This window comes from Kitasatospora sp. NPDC091257 (assembly GCF_044757675.1).
Taxonomy (GTDB): Bacteria; Actinomycetota; Actinomycetes; order Streptomycetales; family Streptomycetaceae; genus Kitasatospora; species Kitasatospora lactacystinica.
In genome coordinates, this window is record NZ_JBIVVI010000669.1 from 1 (window position 1) to 5,094 (window position 5,094).

The 5,094-nt window shown below is 72.2% G+C and carries 2 protein-coding genes; one reads left to right on the top strand and one right to left on the bottom strand.

The window, feature by feature from the left end:
* Nucleotides 1-170 precede the first annotated feature (170 nt).
* Nucleotides 171-818 carry a DUF4352 domain-containing protein gene (locus ACIQOV_RS26895; RefSeq protein ID WP_401052706.1) on the top strand — a complete coding sequence of 216 codons (648 nt, stop codon included), beginning with the start codon at nucleotides 171-173 and terminating at the stop codon, nucleotides 816-818.
* 132 nt (nucleotides 819-950) lie between these two features.
* Here ACIQOV_RS26895 and mfd read toward each other — a convergent pair whose 3' ends face one another.
* Entirely contained in the window at nucleotides 951-4,604 is a 3,654-nt protein-coding gene (gene mfd / locus ACIQOV_RS26900; RefSeq protein ID WP_401052709.1) for a transcription-repair coupling factor, read from the bottom strand.
* Between the last annotated feature and the right edge of the window lie 490 nt (nucleotides 4,605-5,094).

Sequence of the window (5,094 nt, forward strand, 5' to 3'; positions counted from 1 at the left end):
GGGGGCTGTGACCGCACAGCATAGCGACGCACCCCTCGATCACAGTTCACATGTGAACAGAGCTCTTTTGTGAAATCGCATTGACATGGTTCACGGCCGAGTGGTGTGATCTCTCCGTCGCCACCGAACGGGGCGGCGCAGGGAAGACCACCGATCACCGGGAGACACCCATGTCCGCGAACGCCCGCCGCACCGCCGTCCGCCGCGCCACCGCCCGGCGCGGCGCCACCCGCCGCACCGCCGTCCTGCTGCTGGGCGCCGCGCTGGTCACCCTGAGCGCGACGGCGTGCGACTCCACCGGCGGCGCCTCCGTCTCGACGGAGGCGAAGCAGACCGCGGCCGCCACCGGCTCCGAGGCCGCCAAGCCCGCCGGGGACAAGCCCGCCGACACCGGCAAGGCGCCCGCCAAGCTCGGCGACACCATCGCGCTCAAGGGCAACGACCCGGCCGACACCGCCGACGTGACGCTGGTGAAGGTGGTCGACAACGCCGAGGGCGAGGACGAGTTCACCCACCCGGCCGACGGCAAGCGCTTCGTCTCGGTCCAGTTCCGGATCAAGGCGAGCGGCAAGAAGGCCTACAGCGACGTCCCGGGCAACAGCGCCAAGGTGGTGGACGCCCAGGGCCAGGCCTTCGGCAGCACGATCGCGGACACCAAGGCCGGCCCGGGCTTCCAGGTCCCCGCCAACATCGCGCCCGGCGAGAGCGCCCTCGGCTTCGTCACCTTCGAGGTCCCGAAGGACGCCAAGCTCGACAAGGCCCAGTTCGGCCTCGACAGTGGCTTCGCCCCGCAGACCGGCCAGTGGAAGCTCGGCTGACGCAGCTGTTCACAGTCGGCCGGCCGCCGCACCGCGTCAACGACGGCCGGCGCCCGTCCACACGAAACGGCGGCCCCGGGGCAGAGCCCGAGACCGCCGTGAACCACCTGGAGGGCGGGGCCCTCCGGATGCCTACTTCTTCGCCCCCGCCAGGTCGTCGAACATGGCCGACAGGAACTCGGTGCACCAGCCCAGCAGTTCCCGACCGACCAGCGGCTTGCCGCCGATCCGCCCGGTGCTCGGGCGCGGCACCAGCAGCTGCTGGGCCGCCGCCTTCACCTGACTGCGCGGGTAGAGCCGGTTCAGCCGCAGCTGCTGGGACTCCCGCAGCTCCACCGGCCCGAAGCGGACGTTGGAGCCCTGGAGGGTGATGTCCGAGATCCCGCACCGCCGGGCGTACAGCCGCAGCGCCGCGACCAGCAGCAGGTTCTCCACCGGCTCGGGCAGCTTGCCGTAGCGGTCCACCAGCTCGTCCCGGACCTGCTGGATGTCCTCCTCCGAGTTGACCGCGGCGATCGAGCGGTACGCCTGCAGCCGCAGCCGCTCGCCGGGTGCGTAGTCGTGCGGCACGTGGGCGTCGACCGGCAGCTCGATCTTCACCTCCAGCGGCTCCTCCTCCGGCTCCCCGCCGCCCGCCAGCGACTCGCGGAACTCCGCCACCGCCTCGCCGACCATCCGCATGTAGAGGTCGAAGCCGACGCCCGCGATGTGCCCGGACTGCTCGCCGCCGAGCAGGTTGCCCGCGCCGCGGATCTCCAGGTCCTTCATCGCGACGTACATGCCGGCGCCCATCTCGGTGTGCTGGGCGATGGTGGCCAGCCGCTCGTGCGCGGTCTCGGTGAGCGGCTTCTCCGGCGGGTACAGCATGTACGCGTAGCCGCGCTCGCGGCCTCGCCCGACCCGGCCGCGCAGCTGGTGCAGCTGGGAGAGGCCGAAGGTGTCGCCGCGCTCCACGATCAGGGTGTTGGCGTTGGAGATGTCGATGCCGGACTCCACGATCGTGGTCGACACCAGGACGTCGAACTCCTTCTCCCAGAAGTCGACGACGACCTTCTCCAGCTGGTTCTCCCCCATCTGCCCGTGCGCGGTGGCGATCCGCGCCTCGGGCACCAGGTCCTTCAGCCGGGCGGCCGCCTTGTCGATCGACTCCACCCGGTTGTGGATGTAGAACACCTGGCCCTCGCGCAGGAGTTCACGCCGGATCGCGGCCGAGATCTGCTTCTCGTCGTACGGCCCGACGAAGGTCAGCACCGGGTGCCGCTCCTCCGGCGGGGTGGTGATGGTGGACATCTCGCGGATGCCGGTGACCGCCATCTCCAGGGTGCGCGGGATCGGGGTCGCGGACATGGTGAGCACGTCCACGTTGGCGCGCAGCTTCTTCAGCTGCTCCTTGTGCTCGACGCCGAAGCGCTGCTCCTCGTCGACGATGACCAGGCCGAGGTCCTTGAACCTGGTCTCGGAGGAGAACAGCCGGTGGGTGCCGATGACGACGTCCACCGAGCCCTCGAACAGCCCCTCCAGCACGGCCTTGGCCTCGGTGTCGGTCTGGAAGCGGGACAGCGCCTTCACGTTCACCGGGAAGTTCGCGTAGCGCTCGGCGAAGGTCGAGAAGTGCTGCTGCACCAGCAGCGTGGTCGGCACCAGGACCGCCACCTGCTTGCCGTCCTGCACGGCCTTGAACGCGGCCCGCACGGCGATCTCGGTCTTGCCGTAGCCGACGTCGCCGCAGATCAGCCGGTCCATCGGGACGGACTTCTCCATGTCCGACTTGACCTCGGCGATGGTGGTCAGCTGGTCCGGCGTCTCCGCGTACGGGAAGGCGTCCTCCAGCTCCCGCTGCCACGGGGTGTCCGGGCCGAAGGTGTGGCCGGGGGCGGCCATCCGCGCCGAGTACAGCTTGATCAGGTCGGCGGCGATCTCCTTGACCGCCTTCTTGGCCCGCTGCTTGGTCTTCGCCCAGTCCGCGCCGCCGAGCCGGTGCAGCGTCGGGGCCTCGCCGCCGACGTACTTGGTGACCTGGTCGAGCTGGTCGGTCGGCACGAACAGCCGGTCGCCGGGGTGGCCGCGCTTGGCCGGGGCGTACTCCAGCACCAGGTACTCGCGGGTGGCGCCCTGGACGGTGCGCTGCACCATCTCGACGTACTTGCCGACGCCGTGCGCCTCGTGGACGACGTAGTCGCCGGCCACCAGCGCCAGCGGGTCGATCGCGTTGCGGCGGCGCGAGGGCATCCGGCGCATGTCCTTGGTGGAGGACTTCTGACCGGACAGGTCGGTCTCGGTGATGACCGTGAGCTTCAGGTTCTCGTCGACGAAGCCGTGCTCGATCGAGCCGCAGGAGACGTGGACGACGTCCCGGGTGGGCGCCTCGGCGAGGTCGGCGACCAGGCGGGCCGGGATGCCCTCGTTGCCCAGCACCTCGGCGAGCCGGGAGGCCGGGCCGTGGCCCTCGGTCACCATGACGACCCGCCAGTCGGCGGCCAGCCGCTCCTTGGCGTCGGCGATCGCCCGGGCGGTGTCGCCCCGGTAGGCCTCGACGGCGTGCATGCCGAGGGTCAGCGTGTTGGCATCGCCGTGCCAACCAGCGACTCCGTCGCGGGCCAGGATGCCGTCGACGGTCGACTCGCTGGTCGCGAACGGGCTGACGGACCACCAGGGCAGCCCGATCTCGGCGGCGTGCTCGCGCACCTCGGCGAGCGAGCGCAGCGAGGCGGCGGAGACGTCGATGGTCTCCAGGTCGATCGGGCGGTCCCCGCCGGCCGCGGCCGCGACCCAGGAGGCGTGCAGGAACTCCTGGCTGGTCGCCACCAGGTCGGCGGCCCGGGTGCGGACCCGCTCGGGGTCGCAGACCACCGCGACCGAACCGAGCGGCAGCACGTCGACCAGCAGCTCCATGTCGTCCACCAGCACCGGCGCCAGCGACTCCATGCCCTCGACCGCGATGCCCTCGGCGATCCTGTCCAGGATCTCGGCCAGCCCGGGGTGCTCGGCGGACAGCTCGGCGGCCCGGGCCCGTACCTCCTCGGTGAGCAGCAGCTCGCGGCAGGGCGGCGCCCACAGGCCGTGCTCGGCGATCTCCAGCGAACGCTGGTCGGCGACCTTGAAGTAGCGGACCTCCTCGACCTCGTCGCCCCAGAACTCCACCCGCAGCGGGTGCTCCTCGGTCGGCGGGAAGACGTCCAGGATGCCGCCGCGGACGGCGAACTCGCCGCGCTTCTCGACCAGTTCGACGCGCGCGTAGGCGGCGGCGGAGAGCCGGCGGGCCACCTCCTCCAGGTCGTACGACTCACCGCGCCGGACGGCCACCGGTTCCAGCTCGGCCAGCCCCTTGACCTGCGGCTGGAGCACCGAACGGACCGGGGCGACCACCACCTGGACCGGCCCGGCCGCCGGGTCGTCCGCCCGCGGGTGCACGATCCGGCGCAGTACGGCCAGCCGGCGCCCGACGGTGTCCGAGCGGGGCGACAGCCGTTCGTGCGGCAGGGTCTCCCAGGCCGGGAACTCGGCGACGGCGTCGACGGGCAGCAGGGAGCGCAGCGAGGCCGCGAGGTCCTCGGCCTCCCGGCCGGTCGCGGTGACGGCGAGCACCGGGCGGCCCCGGTCCCCGGCGGCCTGCCCGGCGAGCGCGCGGGCCAGCGCGGCGATGGCGAACGGCCGGGCGGCGGGCGGTCCGACCAGGTCCAGGTGGCGGCGTCCACCGGCCGCGGCTCCGGGGGCGGTGGCCGCCTCGATCGCCTCGGCGAGCGCCGCGTCCCGCGCGACGACATCGAGCAGTCCGGTCAGGCTCATCTGGGGTCTCTTCTTCGTCCCGTGGCTGATGCTGCCCCGGGGCGGCGAAGGCCCGCCGGGGCAACGCGAACGGCCCGGCACGCCGAGCGGCCGGGGGTCTCCAGCCTACGCCGCGGCAGGGACGCGCACGCGGTCCACGGCTTCGGCGAGGCCGGACCGGACCCGCGCCGGACCCGCGCCGGGGCTGAAAGGGGCCGAAAGGGGGCGAAAGGGGGTCGGCAGAGGTCGGCCGGGGATCCGGAGCACCGGGCATCCGCGCGGCCGCCCCGCGCAGATTGTCAGGAACACGTCCGAGAACGAACGACTGGACGGAACACCGGACCGGCCGGTGGACGAACCAACCGGGAGCCGTCCCGAACGGGGCACGGCTATCCGCCACGAACTGGACATACTCCTGTCACTGGCCGTCCATGGAGATCGCGCACCATGGTGAACGTGCCCGCCGCACCCAACCGTGGGGGATGGCCGGTGGACGAACCAACCGGGAGCC

Coding starts and splice junctions, on each gene's coding strand:
- ACIQOV_RS26895 (WP_401052706.1), top strand. CDS start 171: ATGTCCGCGAACGCCCGCCGCACCGCCGTCCGCCGCGCCACCGCCCGG.
- mfd (WP_401052709.1), bottom strand. CDS start 4,604: ATGAGCCTGACCGGACTGCTCGATGTCGTCGCGCGGGACGCGGCGCTC.